This is a genomic window from Parabacteroides sp. AF19-14 (assembly GCF_003635485.1).
GTDB lineage: Bacteria > Bacteroidota > Bacteroidia > Bacteroidales > Tannerellaceae > Parabacteroides > Parabacteroides distasonis.
In genome coordinates, this window is the sequence record NZ_QTMJ01000004.1 from 46,677 (window position 1) to 65,413 (window position 18,737).

Below are 18,737 nucleotides of genomic sequence, written 5' to 3' on the forward strand. Positions count from 1 at the left end.
ACCACAATTTTGTCCGACATTTCTATTCATAAGGGATGCCACTCAACTTAGCAGTGTCATCAGAATACCCGACCGCCGTCATTAGAGTCTTCGCTTCCGAAAAATTCAGAGTACACCCGACGACCAGATATGTTCCTGATAAGATGGGATCGTAAGACACGTAACCCAGCGCCGGATTGCCGCCCATTTTTACATTTACCGATATTTTCTCGTTTTTGGTGGTAAAATTCGAATGGATCGTGCACATCAGCAATCTCTCTAGGATATCGGTCTGGCCCGCCCGGGTATAAGATAACTGGAACTCAAAGCCGCCTGCCGTCTTTCTCAATATATTGCCCTTGCCAATAGGAACCTTTCCCTCGTTGGCGGAGATGCATTTCAAGGTGATGTCATCGAAATCACTCGCCACCTTCCTGTTCACGTAACTCTTGAACTCGTAATCCTCCGTGTCAAGCTTTTCGCCCTTATCATCCTCCAACTCCAGGCTCACATTATCTATAAGGATGTTTTTCACCCTGTCCGGTGGAAACACGTCAATGCCGTCCAAGGTAGGATTGGATACGATACAATACCGTAATCTCATGACCATGTATCCGCTAGACAGGGGAACGGGTACCCTCGTCCCGTCCGTCTGGTCCTTCCTCGATATCCCGAAAGCGCCGGAGGAAAGTATATGCGCCACCTGCCCGTTGGTTCTCCATGCGTTCGCAATCCGGGAGCTTGTCAAAGGAACGGAAGCAAACACCAAGGCAAACTTTCCGGATGGAACGAGTCCTCCCGACACGGGTTTCCACCCCTCCTCCGTATAAGGGTTATTGCAATAATACGAGACCGGGCTCCCCTCGTTATCCATCAACACCAAGTCACCATAGAGAGCCATGCCCCTTGTCCTCTTGTCATCCTCCGTCACCTCCGAGTCAAACGGATCGTCACGCGTATTGATATAAGCGTCAACCTTGATCCTCACATATACCTTGGAGTCGGACCCGATAAGAAAACAACCCCTGCCATCGAACTCCCACAAGTTGGAAGCCGAGCCGTTGCCTGTATAGATCATCTCGGCACCCGTGAGGGTACCGCCCGACGAACGTTTGTCCTCATAGCACAGAAACCGCCCGCCCTTCCATGGCGGACACTTGCCATAGGCCTTCAAGGTAAATTTAGGTTGGTCCGAAGTTGACTTCAGATCGTCCAGTGAATCCTCCTCTATCCCATAAGACAGTATATCGCCTCCTGCAGAGGCGTACAATGAGCTGGTGATCGTCACGTTATTGACCAACTCCTCGAACCCGTAGCTTGAGTCCGTCGAGGCGAAACCTATATCGTGGAGATTACCAAGGCTGAAATTAATGGTCTCGTCCGCCTCGAAAGCGAACGTGGCGTAATCGAAACGTTTCAGGGGCAACCCGTTCCTGACGGTGTTATAATCGTATATATAAAGGTTGGCATCCTTCTGCACCATCATCAACCCGAAAGGCTTCAGGACCTCCTCTATCACCTCACGACATGACATAGGCTCACCATCCTCGTCATAGAAATTACCGGACATCATATAAAGCCTATGCAACACGGTCTCCGTCGAGAGCCACGTGATACCCTCCGCCCTCGTGGTACAGCCTATATACAACTTTTGGAAAGGGAGCCCGAGGCGATCGAGGCAACGCCTGATATGCGAGAAGAGCGGCACGATATCGCCGTACTTGTTCTCCGAAGCGTCTAAGTATCTCAATCGCTCCATTATATTGAAATCCGAAGCCTTGAACGTCACCCCGTATGGCGGGACTGCGGATAATTCCTCCCCATAAAGCTCGGAGTCAAGCCAACCGACCCAATACAAGGATCCGGAGCGGTAAAACTTGACCAGATATCCCCTCATATCATCCGTATGCAGGTCAACGAACTGGAACACGCTCTCGCTTATGAGGCTCATCGTCGCTTGCGATCCCCTTACCGGATCCAGCTTACGTACCTCGGGGTACTCGATGGAGAACGCGTCGGCCCTCGCCTTGACTTCCACCGCTTGCACGAGGCTTCCTGTCAATATCTCAAACCGGTTCAAGATGTTATCTTGCCCCTTGAACTCATGATAATACCTAATATCCATCACCTACCCCTCCTTGCTATGCGATCGCCGTTCTTCAGCACGCCGACCAATTCATCATACTTTATCTTGAACACGACCTCACCGTCCCCTCCTTGGGTCTTTAGGCCCTTCCCGTTGGCTATCTGGAATAGCGTCGCCTGCTGGCTGCCATTCAGGATCATCTCGCCGCCATTCACACGGGCAAGATTCATGTCACCCGTCGGATTTCCTTGAACAATACCGCCACCGGCGAACTTCGGAATAGCAGCAAAAGCGGCGATGGCGGCGGCGATAGCCCCACCAATAGCCACTATATTTAATGGGAAAGGTAATTTTGCGGCGCTTTTTCCTGCCTCTGATGCCCCTGCCGCCGTGTTAGCGGCAACCTCCTCTACCGCCGTTGTCTTTTTAACTGTCGCAGCCGTAAGATCTGCCGCCGCCCCTGTAGCCGCATTAGCAACTTTAGTCGTTGTAACGGTGGTATCGATCACAGCTTCCTCCTGTTTTGCCTTACCCAGTTTTTTTGTGATCTCCGTAAGGCTATCGATCGTCTTGACTATGCTCATGAAAGCGTCCACGGAGTTCATCATGGCGTTCCATACCGCAAGAATACGTTCCCATACGGAAGCGTCCTCATCGCTGAACACCTCGTTCAAGTTAGAGAAGGCTGACACGAGCCGGTCGGCGCTGGAGGCTACCTCTTTCACGCCGGAATACATCCCCTCAGAAAGCTCCTTGGTCAAGTCCTTGACATCCTTCTTCACCTCGGCGATCTTCAAGGCCTCATCCAAGCTGGTGACATTGTTTAAAGCCTCATTCAAGGCATCGATGAAATCCTCGGCGTTCTTACCGTATTCGGCCTTGATAGCGTCGAGGTTTCCTTTCGCAGCCTTTATTCTATCCTCCAGCTCGTCCGTATCCCCACCGATCTTACCCTTAAGCCTATCCACGTAATCCCGTCTGGAATCACGATCCGCCCGTAGCTTCTCGATATCCGTTTTCTTGTAATCGAAGGTCTTGTCACGCTCTTTGTACACAGGGACCTTAAACACCTCCTTTCTTAACGAATCAGCGGACTCCGTTAGAGCCAAGGCGAACGCCTTGCCGGCCTCCCCGATATCCTCCATACCGGCGATCTCCCGCAAGGTCTTCTCCGTAAGCTCCAGTTTTGCCTTCGTATATTGCTTCTCAGTCAAGTAGTTCTCGGCGTATTGGCCGGAAAGCTTGTTCATCTCATCCCAGTAATCGGTCTCGGTCTCATAGATCTTGCTGGCAGAGACTCCCGCCTTGGCGGTCTGGAACGTCTTGTTCCCCTTCGCTTGTTCCGGGGTGAGAAGACCTGACAAAGTCTCATAGGTCGCCTTATTCAGTCTTTTCAACTCGCGGTCATATTCTGTCTCTGTAAGAACCCTATTCTCCAGCTTATTAGTTAACTCCGTGACAGATTTAGCGTATTCCTCCTCAGCTTTCTCAAGGTCAGTCTTCTTCTTTTTCTTCGTATCTGGTTCCTCCACGGGGATCGAGGCGCTTGCTAATATGTTTTTCTCGAATAGCTCAAGCTGTTTTCCCGTGTCATCGGCTATTCTTGCCAGTTGATTAAACCGTTTTAAATCATTAGGCACATCCCTAAAGCTATCATAGTTGTAACCTCCACCCCTAAGTGTCACGTTATTCCTTGAGGCCTTTAACGCATTCGCCAATCCCTCTCTAGTCCCGCCATATTTAGCCAATATATCCCTTTGGGAATCCTCGGTCTCCAGCTTTTTTCGTTGGTAGAACTCCACGGCGGCGGCATCCTTCAACAACTTTATCCGCTCCGCTACCTTGGTATTGATATCGCCATTGATCTTCAAGGAATCCTTGTTTATGTCATAGGATGTCCCAAGCAAGCCGTTGATCTCCCCCAAGGCATTCCTGCGAACGATCTCGGACTCCTTGATATCCGAGGCTATTTTATAGAGGCGTTGCAACTTGTCAGCATCCTCCGGGCGACCGATCGTCAATGTCTCCTTTTCATAATCAGAGAACATTGCCTTAATCTTTTTAGCCTCCTCCCTAGCGGATATGATCTTGGCGATCAGTATCGCAATGCCCGTGAACACGGCGGTTGGTAACATGGACATGAAAGCCACACGGATAGCCCTTATTGATCGGGAAAACGCAACACTCATAGTTGCCGCCCCACTTCGAGCTTTCCATGCGATCTCATCAAAAGCGGTCCCGGCAACTTTAGCGGTCTTCGATGCGGCAACCATAGCCGATCGTTGGGCGATCGCCAATTGGCTCACTAGCCATTTGAAGAAGCGTCCTAAAGTGACCCCAGTAAGTACCGCTACCAATTGAGCGACCAAAGCGTGGATATTCTTCGTGCCCAGCTGAACCGACTTAGTGATGGAATCAATCAATCTCTTATATGCGTCCTGTATGCCCATATTCTGGGTAAACTCCTGAAAAGCGTTTTTCAAGCGATTAAGGGAGGTCTCGATATTGTCCGTATCGACATTCGGGAGCATCTCGTCGAGAGCGGCGGCTAACTTTGGCAAGACATCTGCGGAAAGTAATTTCCCCTCCCTCATGATCTTGTCAAGCCCCGCCACCGTCGTACCGGCGGCCTTCGCCATCGCCTGCATGGCGATAGGGAGACGCTCACCCAGCTGTCCCCTCAGCTCCTCGGCCTGTATCTTTCCCTTACCCATCATTTGCGTGACGGCGAGGAACACCCCGTTCGTCTCGTCAGCGGATAGCCCGAAAGCGCCCGAGGCGCGGGATAAGGACTCGAACAGCTTCCGTTGATCCTCCATCGGCATGTTGGCGTTGCTGGCCGCAGCCGTGAACTTGGCGAAATTCCCGGTCAAGTCATTGACGTAGACCCCATATTTCCTTGCCAGATCCGTCGTAAAACGAAGGTTGTCGGCGAACCCTGCCACACTCCCCGACACGTTCTTCAACGCCGTCGTGGCCTTGCTTGTCTCCCTCGCCACCTGTATCAACTGTGAGAAGAAGCTTGACAGGCTCACGCCAGCGAAACCCATGGCGGCAGCGAACGTGAGGATCTGCGCCTGCATGGAACGGAAAGCACTTTTCACGCTATTCGTACCTTTCTTGAAATTCTCCGTGAGGAGATTTATCGCGATGCTGAATGATAATTTTCCCGCCATATCAATTATCATTTAAGTAGTGATTGAACTCCCCGGACATGAACCGGTCAAACATTCCCTTGTTACGGTCCATCTCCTCCGCGGCTTTCCGCTCCCGCTCCTCGACCTCCCACGGGAAAACATAGAAGTCACGTACCGTACGGATCTTCCTCGTATCGATGTGCGGGGCCACGGCGAGAAACGTCCAAAGCCTCTGGCTCTCCATCCCCTCACGCTTACGCCTATCCAAGGCCCTCACGAGCGCAGGGATATCCGATATCTCCAACTCGTCCATGACATAATGCGGATCCAGCCCGCCAGATACGATAAGGTCTGAGGCCAAGTCGCGCATGCGGTATCCATCGCCTGATCCGCCAGCCTCTCCCTTATCCACCGTATCCGTGAACTGCACCAACAACACGTTCTCCAATTCCATCTCGCTCAACATGGCCGACAGCTGCTTCTCATTCCCCGCCACCTCAAGGAACGTCCCGTATGCCATCCTCTCCTTGTTATTCGCCAGCACGGAACAATACAGGAGCCTCGTCAACTCCTCGCGATCCGTATAATCGAAATCCGTGAACGGCTTGCCTAGCATCTGCTCCGCGCGGATGATCGCCTTGATCGTTAACCTAATATTGTATCTCATATTCCCTCTAATAAAAAGAGGGCGACGTGAATCGCCTCCCTCCGTTAACACTCTTGTAATAAACCTACCTTATCCACCAGCCGAGACCGCCCCGTCCTCCAGAGGCCCCGTCCCTTGCAGGGTACAGGAACTGGTACAGATAGCCCCGTTCTGGGCCGTCATGTTCAAGGCTGTGATGATAGCCTTGCCCTTTACGACCTCCGCATCCTTGGCGAAGTCCCCGTTGGTCTCCTTCGCCTTCGCCATGATAAAGTCCACCGGGATCCGGCTAGCCATAAGGTCTTTCAGTTTCTTGAATGACAGATGTCCCTCCTTGAACGATATCATGGACTCGCTGGAGATCGTATAACCGAGCTGCCCGGTCAGGAACTCCTTCCAGTTGCCGGACATCTTGTTGGATGTGTCTACCGTGTCGGCAGACAGATCAATATTGCACGATGTCCCGAAAGCGATCGGTAACGTGCTCGAACCATCGGTGACGAAAAGCATCAGTTTGTCACCCATAAGGGTATCAATTGCAGAATCATAAGTTGTCGTCATATTTTTTATGAATTAGAAATTTCGAACAATAATACCTGGATAAACTTTTTATCCTCATAATCCTCGGTTGAGTCTTTCAACCTTATCCGAAGCCCGTTAGATCGATCGCCCTCCAATACGCCTAATATTAATTCGGCGATATCCTGGCTACGATCATAGTTATCACTTACAACATTTATAAAAACTCGGCACTGCTGACTAAAAAGTCCCATTGCGGTGTATTGTGTAGAATACTCATCACGCACATAAAGGATAAAATCACCCTCCGTACCCTTTGGTGCGTATAATGGGAAAATCTTTTCTCCGATTAGAGCAGATAAGTCACCATTCTTTAAAAGTATCTGCCGGATAACTGTCGTTACTTTCAATTTAGATTCACCCCGTTTTATCATCGCCTGTTATTAATTCGTTGAACCGCCCTTTCTACCCCAGAATACAAAAGCCCCATCGCTTTAGGTTCCTCGCTCACGAGCGCATCCGACCAAAAATTATTGGCGGGCACGATCCCTCGTCGCCACCCCTTTTTGGTATACCTCATTTTTGTTCCTTTATCGACAAGGTGCGCATGGCTACCGGCGGGTCGGGCGAATCCAGAAAGAGCCCCTAGCTTAGTACGTTTTACCTTATTTGTAAATGATTTCATCAGGTTGTCCGTAACACCGCCAGGGGTTTTCAGTCTTTGTCGTAAATTACGCTTACCCGCCGTTTTAAAAACACTTACTGCGGAGCGTAAACCTGCCTTTATTGCCCGATCCTTTTCAAAGTCCTCGAGCCCTTCAACGAGATTAACTACCGCCTCACGATCTATTAGTTTTACTGTAATCATCACGTATTCATTTTTGATAATGTAACCAGGTAAGTATTATCAGATCTTTGCCAGTCAAGCAAAGAAATAGAATAATAACGCCCTTGATATAGCACTCTTTGTTTTTCGTTTATGACCGGATGATAGCGCACTTGGAATATCAAGGTATTTCCTGTAAATTCTTCCCGCGCGTTCATGCCATCCGCATCTCGGATGAGAGACAGTTTTTTCTTATGCCCTTTGCAAGTATAGATTTTAACATACTCCTTGCTTACTGCCCCTGAGGGAGACGTAACAGCCTGAAGTTCTTCAAAAACTAATATTTCACGTAATAATCCGGCTCTCATTTTGAGTAATTTCGATATAATCCAATCAAATGTTTATATGTTGGAACCTCGCTTAGGGTAGACACAAAGGCCACTGTTTCACGACTGTTGTAATAATCACCGACTTGCAGTAGGATAGCGTATTTTAAGGGGGCCGGGATCTCTCCCGGCTTAACCTCTAAATCCTTTAGATCCTCACATACATCTTTAGCAACTGTTATCTCAGCGGCCTCAATCAGCATACGGATATAATCATCATCCACCGTATAGGTCTCATCAATGATAAGATGCTGTTTCGCCTGTTCTAAAGCTATGTATGCCATATCTGATAATTTTATTTCATGGAAGCGATAGTGAATGATTCTTTGCGGATAAAGCCCATGTTCCAATAGGAATTGGTAATCAATCTCACCGTACCCTTTAAGGCCTGCGTGTAAGGATCCACCAATAATTCGATCCCGCCCCACTGTCCCAAGAAATAATCAGACCAGTTACCGAAAACCGCACCAAACTCATCTGAGGTTTCACCTAACTCTTTCGGTAAGTTATTAGTACTTAACGCACGATAGCCATTTAGCTGCCCGTCCCCATTACCCGTAAAAATGAACCCGCCCGCCCCGGAAGCGTCTTTCACTTTAGTCTTGGCCTTGCCGACAAGAGCCGGGTGCAAAATGTAGGAAAGATTTCCAAACAATGCGTTCTGTACATCAGCGTTGGTTTCCATAGCGACGATCTGGGCCCACGTGATATCCCCTTTAATATTCTTGTCAAGAGTATGAAACATACCATCGGGAGTATTTTCCACACCCTTGGTCTTCGCAAATGCCGACTGCTCAATCTTCTGTGCGATAGCTACCGCAATGGCTTGACGAATATAGGCCTCCACAGAAGCGTTCTCCTGCACGAGTAGTTGCTTAGAAATATCCACATAGGCGGTCAATCGCAAAGGCTTAAATAAATTATCCTTGGAGAACGCACCCGCCCCATCCTTGGCCTCAGCATTTTCGCCCTCCCAGAATACGTTAGCCCCCGAGAATTTGGGCCAATAGATATTACCTTGCAATCCGGTCATAAATCGGGCACCCGCACGGGCTAACACCAACGCAGACTGCAAGGGCAGTAGCATCTCCTGTTGCTCCTCATCAACGATCACCCCCGTAACGGCTTCGGTTGTTGCCGTAAATGGGGCGCGTTTTTCTATATTTACAGGAACCACGATGCTGCGCTTTTCAGACATTTGCGCACCGGACGTATTGTGCAGAGTCGTGGTGGTCTCAATAACACGGGCCTCCACGTCACTCTGCGGAGTTCCATCCACTAAGTTAGCGATAGCCCGGCGCAAAGAGAATTTCCCCACTTGCGGTTGGTGCTGCTTACCTTTCCCCCGGTTTTCCTCCTCATGCATGGCAATTTCAGTATTGATATCCGCAAGACGACACTGGATTTCCCCTAACTCCTTTTGCTCTCCCTCATTCAGCATACGGGTCTCTCTGCGGGCCCCTGCCGTAATCTCTTTTGAACGGGTCGCAAGCTGGTTACGTTCGTCCCGTAATTCCGTAATACTTTTTTCTTTAGGCATAACTCAAATATTTAATGATTTATCGATATTGTCATAATACTCATCCAGCTTGCGCTGTCGCAGTTCCCGCTCGGCTTGCTCCTTTCCTCTCATATAGACCGAAGTTTTTGAATAAGCGCCATCATAGACCGGAGACACGTCAAAAAGTTCCCCGAGTTTTTCAATTGACCTCTTCCAAGTCCCGTCTGATTTTTTCTCCCACGTGTCTTTCTCAACGGTAAAGGCAAAAGAAGATTCACTAATCTCTCCCCTACGAATATTCTCAAGTAACTCATCCCCCAATGCTGTTCTAGGGGCCTCAAAACGATATTTCAACCCCTTTTGATCGATCTCAAGCCGTAAGCTACCCTCCCCATTTTTATATCGGGCTAAGATTCCTCTCCCCGGGTCATGATTCATCAAGGCGAACACATTGCTTTTTTCAAGCACCCCATCAAGAGCCCCTCGTTGAATGACCTCCTCAAAAGATAGCCCGTCCGATCTAACGTCAAATAGAAGGGCATACCCCTCGACCGTACGTTTTTCCTCATCCGAAACCACTTTATAGGCGGTATTTCTTATTTCTCTATTCTCGTTCATGACCATGTTTTATCTACTAACCACTATTTTGTCCGACAAAATCATTTTTGCTTTGTCGGCAAATCACTATTTTTAACGGGATCCGTTACGGCACGGTCCAAAGTCTGTACATTGACCTGCACGAAAGCGTTATCCCCGTTCCCCTTACGAGGTAAATTATTCTCACGGCGAATCTCATTCGGTGTAGCCGCCCCTACGTTGAATAAATCTTTCCAGTACGCCGCTTGCGCCGCTTTATCGGTGCGAAGGAGAGCGGAGGTATTAAATTCAGCCTTAACGGACCGACGCTCCGACGATAGAAATACTTTCCGATTAATCTCCAACTCTATTTTCGTGATAATCGCTGAGGCCGTATCGGTAAGATAGGCTAATTGTGTCGCCTCAACCGTTGAATAGCTGGATTTACTAAGATCAAAAGCCTTGACAGGGGAGACAGAAAAGAAACGGCATATGTCCACGACATTAAACTGCCGAGATTCTAATAATTGCGAGTCTTTCGGGCTGACCGTAATAGGCTGATATCTCATATTTCCCTCCAAGATGACGATACCGTTCGGCCGCCCGGTAACCGGGTTTGTCCGGTTTTCCCATTCTTGGTAATTCTGCTCCTTTTGCCTTTTATCCAGCCTTACCCCCTCGATTGTCAACACCCCGGCCGTATTCGCCCCACTCTTGAAAAAACCAGAAGCGTGGGCCTCGCTATCTGAAGAAATATTCAGCGATTGCCGGGCATGGGTGAGGGTAGAGACCCCTATAATCCCATCGTATGAAAAGTTGAGCACATGGATCATGTCACGGGGTTCCACGAGTTCCCGGAACCCGGTAACCCTGTACCTTTTCCGGTGAATGCCGGAGCTATCGGTTATCCACTCAATCGATACCTGAGGCGTTGGAATATAAATAATTTGCAAGGGATATAAATTTTTATCTCTTTCAATATAGGCGTATCCATTTCCCGTTAATAAGACGGAGGTCATCAACGTTTTAAAGAAAGTAAAACGAGTCATATCCTCGCTAGGCTCTAAATTTAGCAACTCATAAGCTGGATGGTCTTGATAAGGGGTTTTAAAACCCTCCTTATCCACCCTGTACGTCTCCAAGGGGAGAACGGCCACGCTATCCGAGATCAAATCAACGCAACGATAAACAGTGGACAGCAACATCGGTTTATCCCGGCTCGCTAAAAAAGGGGTGATCCCGCCTGTCCAAGCACGAAAATTCGATATCTCCTGTTTGCTCGCTTTTCTTCTTATATCTATCTCTATATCCGTAAAAGGGACTCTCATCTTCAATCGGTGTTTTCATACTAACCATAATTTTGTCGGACAAACTAAATAGCAGCGCTATACCTCGGAGAGGCTAAGTACCCACCTAAAGCCATTAATTCAGATATCACCCCGTCTATTTTCTTCTCCTCGTATTGTTTCGTAGGTTTCATATTTCCATTATAATCCAATTTCATGACCACGTTACGATAACAATGCCGGTTGATCACATTATTGTCGAGTATAGCCTTTCCCGAGAGCAATAGCCTTTCCATTTCTTTTGTTGGACGGTTGAAATTACCCAACGACTGGGAGATCGGTATCATATTAAAGCCCTTCTCCGTCGCGTTTATCGTGAACTGGGTAGCGTTCCATTGGTCGTAACCGACCGACTGGATATAAACCTTATCCCGGAGTTTCACGAGATCGTTCAAGATATAGTCGTAATCGGCGACATTTCCGGGCGTGATCGTTATCTCCCCCTGCCGACGCCATTCGCCGTATAGCTCTTTGAAACGTTTTTCTTGCAAGGCAGCCTCCGGAAGATAGTACAACGTCTTAAAATACATTTTTCCGGCCTCCTCATCGGGGAATAAGGCCGACATGGACGTAAGGTCACTCGTGCTCGAAAGGTCTATACCCACGAAGCACTCCCTATCAATGAAATCATCAACATTAACAGTCCGAGAGGCGTCCAAGATATAGTGCTCCGGTATCCATACCGTACTTGAGTCGCACCACAGATTTATATTCTTTGTCTTAACCCCGACCTCCTCCGAAGGGGAGTTTATCGCTTTCCACACTTGTTCACGAACATAGGAGGGCTTTACGGTTATGCCCAAATTGGGATTACTCTTAACCCAACACGTTTCATCCTTCCAATCATCATCCGGATCTAACGAATAAATAGCGGCGAAAAGGGTATCGTCCCTCTTTAATCCTTTCAGAACCTCGGTACACATCGTACGAAATTGATAACATGGTCCCAACTTATCAAAACCTGCTGTCGTTATAATTATCGACATAGGGTTCTCACGCATACCTTGTGAGGACTGCAAGACATCCTTTAGCTTGCCATTCTTCGCCGCATGATACTCATCCAGAAGAAACATGGAGGCGTTAAAGCCGTCCAGTTTACTGTCATCAGCGGCCAATACCCGGAGAACACTCAGAGTTTTCTCGAAATTCACCCGATCCCGATACGGCTCAAGATACTTATGTCCCGGATCCAAGCCTTTCACGAAGTTCGAGCACATCCCGAAGCTTATCTTTGCCTGATCTTTACTATTAGCGGCCAGATATACCTCCGCGTTAGCCTCCCCGTCGTCAATTAAATGATATAGGCAAAGGGCTGCGGCCAAGGCAGACTTACCTTGTTTTCTTGCCATCTCAATATAGACGGACTTAACGAGCCTTGTCCCGTCAGTTTTTACATAAAACCCATAGATACACGCAACAATAAACATCTGCCACGGAGCTAAAATGAAAGGTTTACCTGCGTGCCTTCCAGTATAATGTCTCAAAATAGCGATAAACTCTATTACCTCATCCACTTTCTCTTCTCTAAACTCGTACCTATCGTCCTCTATCAAGGAAAAAAATCTTTCGGCGGCTAATTTTATATATTCACCGGCTACGATTTTCCCGGAAAGGACCTCCTGCGCATACTGGTAATACCCTTTCATCGCTTCTCTACCTTTTTCGCTTTTTTCTTAAAATACTCCTCCATCGGGCTACTGCCGGTTTTATCATCTTTCATTGCGCTAATATGGGAGCGGCTTTTAACCGTCAAGCCGTACTCTGTCATAATCTTCATAACCTGGGCATAGTTTTTAGTCGCAATATTCTGGGCGGGATTTGCGGCCATCTCATACTTTATCTGCACGATGGGACCTTCCTCCAGCATTATGTCCGTGGCCTGCAAATACATCTCATAAGAAGTCGCAAGCATACGGAGCGCTCCCAAATCAATATTCTGGATTGCCTTTCGTTTATTCAATTCCTTTACGACATCGGTCATGAACTTCTTTGTCTCATCGGATAATTTATCCGGCATATCAAATTTCACCGCCATACCACACAGTTTACCTATCAACCATAAAAATGTCCGACAGTGATACATGTTAAAATTTTAACGATTCCAAAAATCAAAATTTACCCGTGCGTGTAAAGCTGGGTTCGGTGAGGTTTCGAGGGGCGGAAGCGCTAAAAAATACCCCCATACCCCTCCCCTAACGTGGAACATCACTCGTGGAACGTTATCTTCGATTATGGACGGCCTGATGGTGTCTCTTACACAAGCTCATAAGGTTATTCAAGTCATAGGCTAATAAATATCTCTGTTCCGGATCAGTCACGCCCATAAAGCTAACTATATGGTGTATATCCTCAGCCGGTACAACCCTGCCATCTTTCTCGCACATCTCGCATAACGGCGATATGGCGAACTTCATGGCCCGAAGCCGACGCCAGCGCTCGGAATTATATATCTTACGACGCTCGGCATCATATTGGCTATCATTCTTCTGTTTCTGATGACCCGTTTTGGGCCTGTATATTGTCGGCATAATTTACCTCCTTTAGTTGCTGATTATCTTTCATTACTTGATATCGAATCATTTGAAAGCGATACTTGAAATGCCTTATTATCTCATCATCGGTCCTCAATGTTGAGGCCGCCGGATCCCGTATCACGAATAAAATCGTTTCCTGAAAAATATCCTCATTGCCGTAATACCCACAACCCGAGACCGGCCCCCTACAACAGACCTCGAACAGGTCTTTATACAACCGCCCCAACGCATTTGCGATAAATCCGTTCGTCTTATTCCTTCTTTGCCTTGTCCTCATCCAGCTTAAAGTTTCCCGCCTCATCAAGAAGCGCCTCGATACTACGTGTTACCATCCCCCTGATTATCACGGATACCTTGGAACCCGTCCTCTCCGATAGCTCTTTTAAAAGCATCCATGTTCTCTCATCAAACCTGATCGACCTCCTTGTCCTATCCATTTACGTTCCCTCCCTTGTATTTATTGATTCTAGCCTTAACCGCCTGCATCAAGGCCTCCTGCTTGTCGGCCTTTCCCGATATCGCTTTCATCACGTCCTCGTCCATCGTTCCCTTCGTGAGTAAATGGTAAATCTGTACCGGCCTCGATTGCCCCTGCCTGTGCAGCCTGGCGCAGGCTTGCTGGTACAATTCCAATGACCATGTCAAACCGTACCAAACGATAATATTTCCTCCCTTTTGCAAGTTCAACCCGTGCCCCGCCCCCGCCGGATGGGCCATCAAGACCCGTATCTTTCCGGCGTTCCAGTCATCTATATCCTTACCGCCTACGAGCTCACGGGGCTTGTAGGCTCTCAATTTCCGTTTGATGCGGCCGATATCGTGCCGGAAAGAGTAGAAGATCAAGACAGGTTCTCCGTTGGCCGCCTCGACTATCTCCTCCAGCGCCTCAAGTTTATAGTCGTGTATCTCGTGTACGTTCCGATCGGCGTCGTATATCGCGCCGTTGCTGAATTGCAGCAATTTACTCGACAGCGCGGCGGCGTTCACGGCGGATATGGGGCTTTCCCCGTCTTGATCCAACAACCGCAAGACCTCCGTTTTCTCAAAATCCTCATATCGAGCCCGGATATCGTCCGGTAAAGAGATCTCTGCCGTATGATCCAAACGCGGCGGTAATTCCAGATAATCCTCGGCTTTCATCGACACGCAGATATCGGATATCTTTTGGTATATCGCTTTCTCCGACCCGTCAAGTATCTTGTAGTCGAATACGACTTGCCCATTGCTCCGGCCTGGACGAAAGTACTTTTCCCGGTATCTCGTGATTGTTTTCTCCAGCCTCTCCCCCTGATCCAGTAAGTAAATCTGACTCCAGATGTCACACAAGCCATTCGGGGCCGGCGTGCCGGTCAAACCGACTACGCGATCGATCTGCGGCCGCACAAGACGGAGGGCCTTGAAACGCTGCGCTTTCGGATTCTTAAAGCTGGACAGTTCATCTATCACCAACATGTCAAAAGGCAATGATCCTCGATATTGGGCCACCAACCAGCATACGTTCTCCCTATTGATCACGTAAATATCGGCCTCCTTACGTAATGCCTCCTTACGTTGGCGCTCAGTCCCCAGCACCTTGGAAACCCGAAGGTGTTTTAGATGGTCCCATTTCTCGACCTCCTTGGTCCAAGTATCCTCGGCGACCCTTTTGGGAGCTATTACCAAGACCTTACTAACTTCCAAGTCCTCATACATCAGCCGGTTTATGGCCGTCAATGTAGAAACCGTCTTGCCACATCCCATATCCAGAAAGCAACCCGAGGCGGGATGATTTAAAATGAAATCAACCGTATATCGTTGATAGTTATGTAAATTACTCTCGTTCATTTTCAAGTCTCATTAAAAAGTTGTTTAATGTCCCGATCGAATCGATCACCTCCGAGACGAACCCGAGGGATCTCAACTCAAGCTGTCTTAGTAGCTGCTTTTCGGTAGGCTTTTTCCCGGTCGTCTTCAGTTCCGCCCAGTATGTCCGCCCTCCGGGCATCAAGATTAACCTATCGGGATAACCCGTCTCATAAGGGGAAGAAAACTTCAGAGCCTTACCGCCCAGTTTCTTGATCGCCTCCCTTAATTTTCTCTCCAAGAGTTTCTCGTTCATCATAATATTTCTTGAACGCATCCGTAACAGATAAAATATACCTCCCTCCGCAGGATCCTATGCTTAACACAGGTACTATCTCCCCATCAATGACCGGATCGAATGTCAAAACGTCTGTTATGTACCACCCGGCATCGGTCAAACGTATATTTGCCGCTTTCGCCAATTCCCTACGGAATGAATTATACCCGATAGAAGATTGAAATTCTTCTATTATGCCGACCGCGATATCAATCAACCGCCAATCTAAAACCGTTAATTCCTCAACAACCCGATGGGGGCAACCCGTCATCGCTTTTCTAAAACCCATAAATTCTCTTTTCATACCACTAATTATTGTTTGAATAAACCAACCACTAAAAACCGTCACGCATGTGCGTAGCGTATTTTACTATTTTACCTATTTTACCTATATGTATTATAAGGTATATAGGGTATATAGGTATATTTTATTATTATATTATATTTATAGTAGTTTAGTAGTATTATATACCTAATCATATAATAATAACCATATTGAGCCATCTACCTAATTTCTACAAAGTCATTACCATCGCCATTGATGGTAGTTAGAATATGGTATCGCCATCGACATCACTACCGAGTGTGGGTAGTAATTCACCCGCCGTTCTTTTAAAGTATTTTTGATTTTTATAAGGATGTATAATTCTGGGCGTGGCAATATACTCCCATCCCTCAATACTTCTCATTATGTTCATGATCTCTCTTGAAGTGGATCGTGTAAGATCGCCCCGGCGACCACCAAGACACTCACACCATATTTCCGCCACGCATACAAACTTTCTTTGGGTTACTCCGATAGATTGTATTGGGTCGTTACCCACTAAATAATCCCTCCGTCTATCAATGGTCATACTCTTCCAGTCGACAGGCAATAGTGTATCCAGATAGTTTTGGATTATGCCTTTACGATCATCTTCCTCTGTGTATGTACCGCGGCGGATGTCCATCTCCTTTTCAAGCCTAGGAGAAAGACAGAGTTTCAGTCCGGGCTGATAAAGTTGTTTCGCTTCCGCCCATATCTGGTCTACAATGTCGGGGGTCAAGTCTGTCCACTGATCTTTTGTCTTTTTATCAATGTCAACTTCCATCGGCCAGAAACGCCGTGCGCCGGTAGGATCCCGTAGAAAACTTAAATCGTTCGTTGTTCCGAAGAATACGCATTGCCGGACCTGATCTTGCGGGTAACGGTCATATGAAGCCCGATAGAAATCGCTAGGTGCTGTAAGAAAACGTTTTATCGTTTCCGAATCTTGCTTTCTGAATCCAGCTAATTCGGCTATTTCTATGATCCATTTACCCCGTACGCCTTCATAAGCTTCTTTTCCTTTTATGTCCAGACTGTCGTTGAACCACCGTCGATTTCTAGCCAGCTTTGCCAATATCTTACTTTTTCCGGTCCCCTGCGCACCGACCAACACTATCGTATGGTCAAACTCTACGCCGGGATCCAGTGCACGGGCCACGCAAGCCGTTAATGCCTTTTTTGTACACACCCTAAATAGTTCACAATCTTCCACTCCCAAATAATCGATGAAAAACGTTTCGACCCGTTTCTCGCCATCCCATGTAAGACCTTCCAGATAATTCTTTACCGGATGAAATGCGTTTGCGCGAGCCACGCTATCCAAAGCGTCCGAGATCTTCCCTTTAGAGTCTAACCCGTATTTATACTCTATATACCTTCTCAAGTTGGATTCATCATCGTCCCGGAAAGCAAGGTCAACATCATCTTTTTTCCTCCAAGCGGGTAAAATATCATTGAATGCCCTACGGTTGGAAAATAAGTCAGCCGCAACTTTACCAACGACAGGATCATTTTCCAATATACGTACGATATTTTCCCTTAACGGCAATATATTCCCCTTCTTATCACAATTGAGAGAATCTTTCCATGTATCATCCCCAGTTTCAACACCTTCGAAGTCAGAAACTGCCCCTTTTTGGCGCTCTTCCATAAGCAGACGCTTTACCGATGTGTCATTGCATGCTAATTCCTCCATCGCAAGATATGACGGATATCGATCTATACGAGTCCCATTTTTCTTCACATTCTCGTCACGGTCACCGAACAGGTGTATCCGGACGAGATCGAAAGCGTTACACAGCGTCCCGCCCGTGGGATCCGTACCATGATGGGAAAAAGCGAATTTATCATCGTAAACGATCAGTCCAGCCGCCGTGCTCCCGTTCCTGTACGTATAGCGGTTATCCACGTCGCAAGCCTCGTAGACATCGGGAAGGAACGTCTCGATAGCCCTATGTATCCCGTATGTCCGGCAGAACACCCCGACAATGCCGGTTTTCTCCAGGGGATCCGCCTGTTTCCTTATATCTCTCCGGATCATATCGCCTTGCCGATCGGACACCGGCCACTCGGTAGCGTCCTTCCAGTTATGATAAGTAGCCAGTACCTCATCGGCGGACAGCCAAGGCCCGTCCTGACACTGGAAATAGTACTCGATATCTTTCGGGGTCGATGGCCAGTACATGAGCCGCTCGGGCTCATATGTCGTGTCATCAAATTGATCGATACCCAAATTCCCGGCGATCCGCCGGGCGATGGGAACATACTCATCGGGCGTGACCGGGCGATCCAAAGGGACCGCCAACCTCAAACGGGGTTTCTCCGGTGAATGCTTGTGGGTCGAGTATACCACCGCGGCGTTATCATAGTACATGACAAAGTCATCCCAGAAATCACGTGAGGCGTTATCGACATCAAGCGTGATCACGCTACGGCTTAATACGGAGTCCGCCCGGCGCCGGCCCTCGGACAAGGTCCCCCCTACGAAACCGCCGATATCCTTAATCTCGTCTTGGCGGCTCTTATCCGACTTTAGGTACTCGGCCAACGTCTCGTGTGTCTTATGCGTCTCGGATAACTTCTGGATAAACAAAGACCACATAATATCCCTGTTCTTCCACCGCATCTCCTTCCTGCTTTTACCTAGGGCGATCGCTATCTCATTGTCGTACTTTATTTGCATAGTAATTTTTTATCTCACAATCAATATTGCTATTTCCCTCCCCGCTATCGCCCTCCACACGCCCCGAGGTGTATAAAGGGCATTTCGCTTCA

20 protein-coding genes are annotated in these 18,737 nt (G+C 48.0%); all 20 read right to left on the reverse strand.

Features of this window, described 5'->3' with window-relative positions:
* Window positions 1-22 precede the first annotated feature (22 nt).
* The 20 genes from DWX33_RS05150 to DWX33_RS05240 all read right to left on the reverse strand — a co-directional run bounded on the left by DWX33_RS05150 (window position 23) and on the right by DWX33_RS05240 (window position 18,645).
* Entirely contained in the window at window positions 23-2,104 is a 2,082-nt protein-coding gene (locus DWX33_RS05150; protein WP_122379952.1) for a hypothetical protein, read from the reverse strand.
* The gene (locus tag DWX33_RS05155) at window positions 2,104-5,241 is read right to left on the reverse strand and encodes a tape measure protein (protein WP_158595282.1); all 3,138 of its coding nucleotides are present in this window, start codon (window positions 5,239-5,241) and stop codon (window positions 2,104-2,106) included. Before DWX33_RS05155 ends, DWX33_RS05150 begins: the two co-directional genes overlap by 1 nt.
* 1 nt (window position 5,242) lies before the next feature.
* Window positions 5,243-5,869, reverse strand: coding sequence for a hypothetical protein (locus tag DWX33_RS05160; RefSeq protein ID WP_122379954.1), 627 nt, complete (start codon window positions 5,867-5,869; stop codon window positions 5,243-5,245).
* A gap of 69 nt (window positions 5,870-5,938) precedes the next feature.
* The gene (locus tag DWX33_RS05165) at window positions 5,939-6,409 is read right to left on the reverse strand and encodes a phage tail tube protein (RefSeq protein WP_122379955.1); all 471 of its coding nucleotides are present in this window, start codon (window positions 6,407-6,409) and stop codon (window positions 5,939-5,941) included.
* 5 nt (window positions 6,410-6,414) lie between these two features.
* Window positions 6,415-6,801: a DUF3168 domain-containing protein gene (locus DWX33_RS05170; RefSeq protein ID WP_122379956.1), complete on the reverse strand. Its 387-nt coding sequence runs from the start codon at window positions 6,799-6,801 to the stop codon at window positions 6,415-6,417.
* Window positions 6,798-7,235 (reverse strand): hypothetical protein, encoded by a 438-nt coding sequence (locus tag DWX33_RS05175; RefSeq protein ID WP_122379957.1) that lies wholly within the window; start codon window positions 7,233-7,235, stop codon window positions 6,798-6,800. Before DWX33_RS05175 ends, DWX33_RS05170 begins: the two co-directional genes overlap by 4 nt.
* Window positions 7,235-7,561 (reverse strand): phage head closure protein, encoded by a 327-nt coding sequence (locus tag DWX33_RS05180; protein ID WP_122379958.1) that lies wholly within the window; start codon window positions 7,559-7,561, stop codon window positions 7,235-7,237. The genes DWX33_RS05175 and DWX33_RS05180 overlap by 1 nt, the downstream gene beginning before the upstream one ends.
* Window positions 7,558-7,863, reverse strand: coding sequence for a head-tail connector protein (locus DWX33_RS05185; protein WP_122379959.1), 306 nt, complete (start codon window positions 7,861-7,863; stop codon window positions 7,558-7,560). Before DWX33_RS05185 ends, DWX33_RS05180 begins: the two co-directional genes overlap by 4 nt.
* Before the next feature lie 11 nt (window positions 7,864-7,874).
* On the reverse strand, window positions 7,875-9,119 hold the full coding sequence (locus DWX33_RS05190) for a phage major capsid protein (RefSeq protein ID WP_122379960.1): 1,245 nt from the start codon (window positions 9,117-9,119) through the stop codon (window positions 7,875-7,877).
* Between the two features lie 3 nt (window positions 9,120-9,122).
* Window positions 9,123-9,698 (reverse strand): HK97 family phage prohead protease, encoded by a 576-nt coding sequence (locus DWX33_RS05195; protein ID WP_122380045.1) that lies wholly within the window; start codon window positions 9,696-9,698, stop codon window positions 9,123-9,125.
* Window positions 9,699-9,739: 41 nt separating this feature from the next.
* Entirely contained in the window at window positions 9,740-10,984 is a 1,245-nt protein-coding gene (locus DWX33_RS05200; protein ID WP_122379961.1) for a phage portal protein, read from the reverse strand.
* A 44-nt stretch (window positions 10,985-11,028) separates the two neighbouring features.
* Entirely contained in the window at window positions 11,029-12,648 is a 1,620-nt protein-coding gene (locus DWX33_RS05205; protein ID WP_122379962.1) for a terminase large subunit, read from the reverse strand.
* Window positions 12,645-13,037, reverse strand: a complete 393-nt coding sequence (locus DWX33_RS05210; RefSeq protein WP_233570124.1) for a phage terminase small subunit P27 family — start codon at window positions 13,035-13,037, stop codon at window positions 12,645-12,647. Before DWX33_RS05210 ends, DWX33_RS05205 begins: the two co-directional genes overlap by 4 nt.
* Before the next feature lie 184 nt (window positions 13,038-13,221).
* Window positions 13,222-13,530 carry an HNH endonuclease signature motif containing protein gene (locus tag DWX33_RS05215; protein WP_122379963.1) on the reverse strand — a complete coding sequence of 103 codons (309 nt, stop codon included), beginning with the start codon at window positions 13,528-13,530 and terminating at the stop codon, window positions 13,222-13,224.
* Window positions 13,481-13,813 carry a hypothetical protein gene (locus tag DWX33_RS22275; RefSeq protein WP_147425492.1) on the reverse strand — a complete coding sequence of 111 codons (333 nt, stop codon included), beginning with the start codon at window positions 13,811-13,813 and terminating at the stop codon, window positions 13,481-13,483. Before DWX33_RS22275 ends, DWX33_RS05215 begins: the two co-directional genes overlap by 50 nt.
* Window positions 13,788-13,973, reverse strand: a complete 186-nt coding sequence (locus tag DWX33_RS05220; RefSeq protein ID WP_122379964.1) for a ribbon-helix-helix domain-containing protein — start codon at window positions 13,971-13,973, stop codon at window positions 13,788-13,790. The genes DWX33_RS22275 and DWX33_RS05220 overlap by 26 nt, the downstream gene beginning before the upstream one ends.
* Complete coding sequence (locus DWX33_RS05225; RefSeq protein WP_122379965.1) at window positions 13,966-15,360, reverse strand: DEAD/DEAH box helicase; 1,395 nt, start codon at window positions 15,358-15,360, stop codon at window positions 13,966-13,968. Before DWX33_RS05225 ends, DWX33_RS05220 begins: the two co-directional genes overlap by 8 nt.
* Window positions 15,347-15,619, reverse strand: a complete 273-nt coding sequence (locus tag DWX33_RS05230; protein WP_199713266.1) for a VRR-NUC domain-containing protein — start codon at window positions 15,617-15,619, stop codon at window positions 15,347-15,349. Before DWX33_RS05230 ends, DWX33_RS05225 begins: the two co-directional genes overlap by 14 nt.
* Window positions 15,576-15,959, reverse strand: coding sequence for a hypothetical protein (locus tag DWX33_RS05235; protein WP_122379967.1), 384 nt, complete (start codon window positions 15,957-15,959; stop codon window positions 15,576-15,578). The genes DWX33_RS05230 and DWX33_RS05235 overlap by 44 nt, the downstream gene beginning before the upstream one ends.
* Before the next feature lie 244 nt (window positions 15,960-16,203).
* Window positions 16,204-18,645 (reverse strand): virulence-associated E family protein, encoded by a 2,442-nt coding sequence (locus DWX33_RS05240; RefSeq protein ID WP_122379968.1) that lies wholly within the window; start codon window positions 18,643-18,645, stop codon window positions 16,204-16,206.
* Window positions 18,646-18,737: the final 92 nt, after the last annotated feature.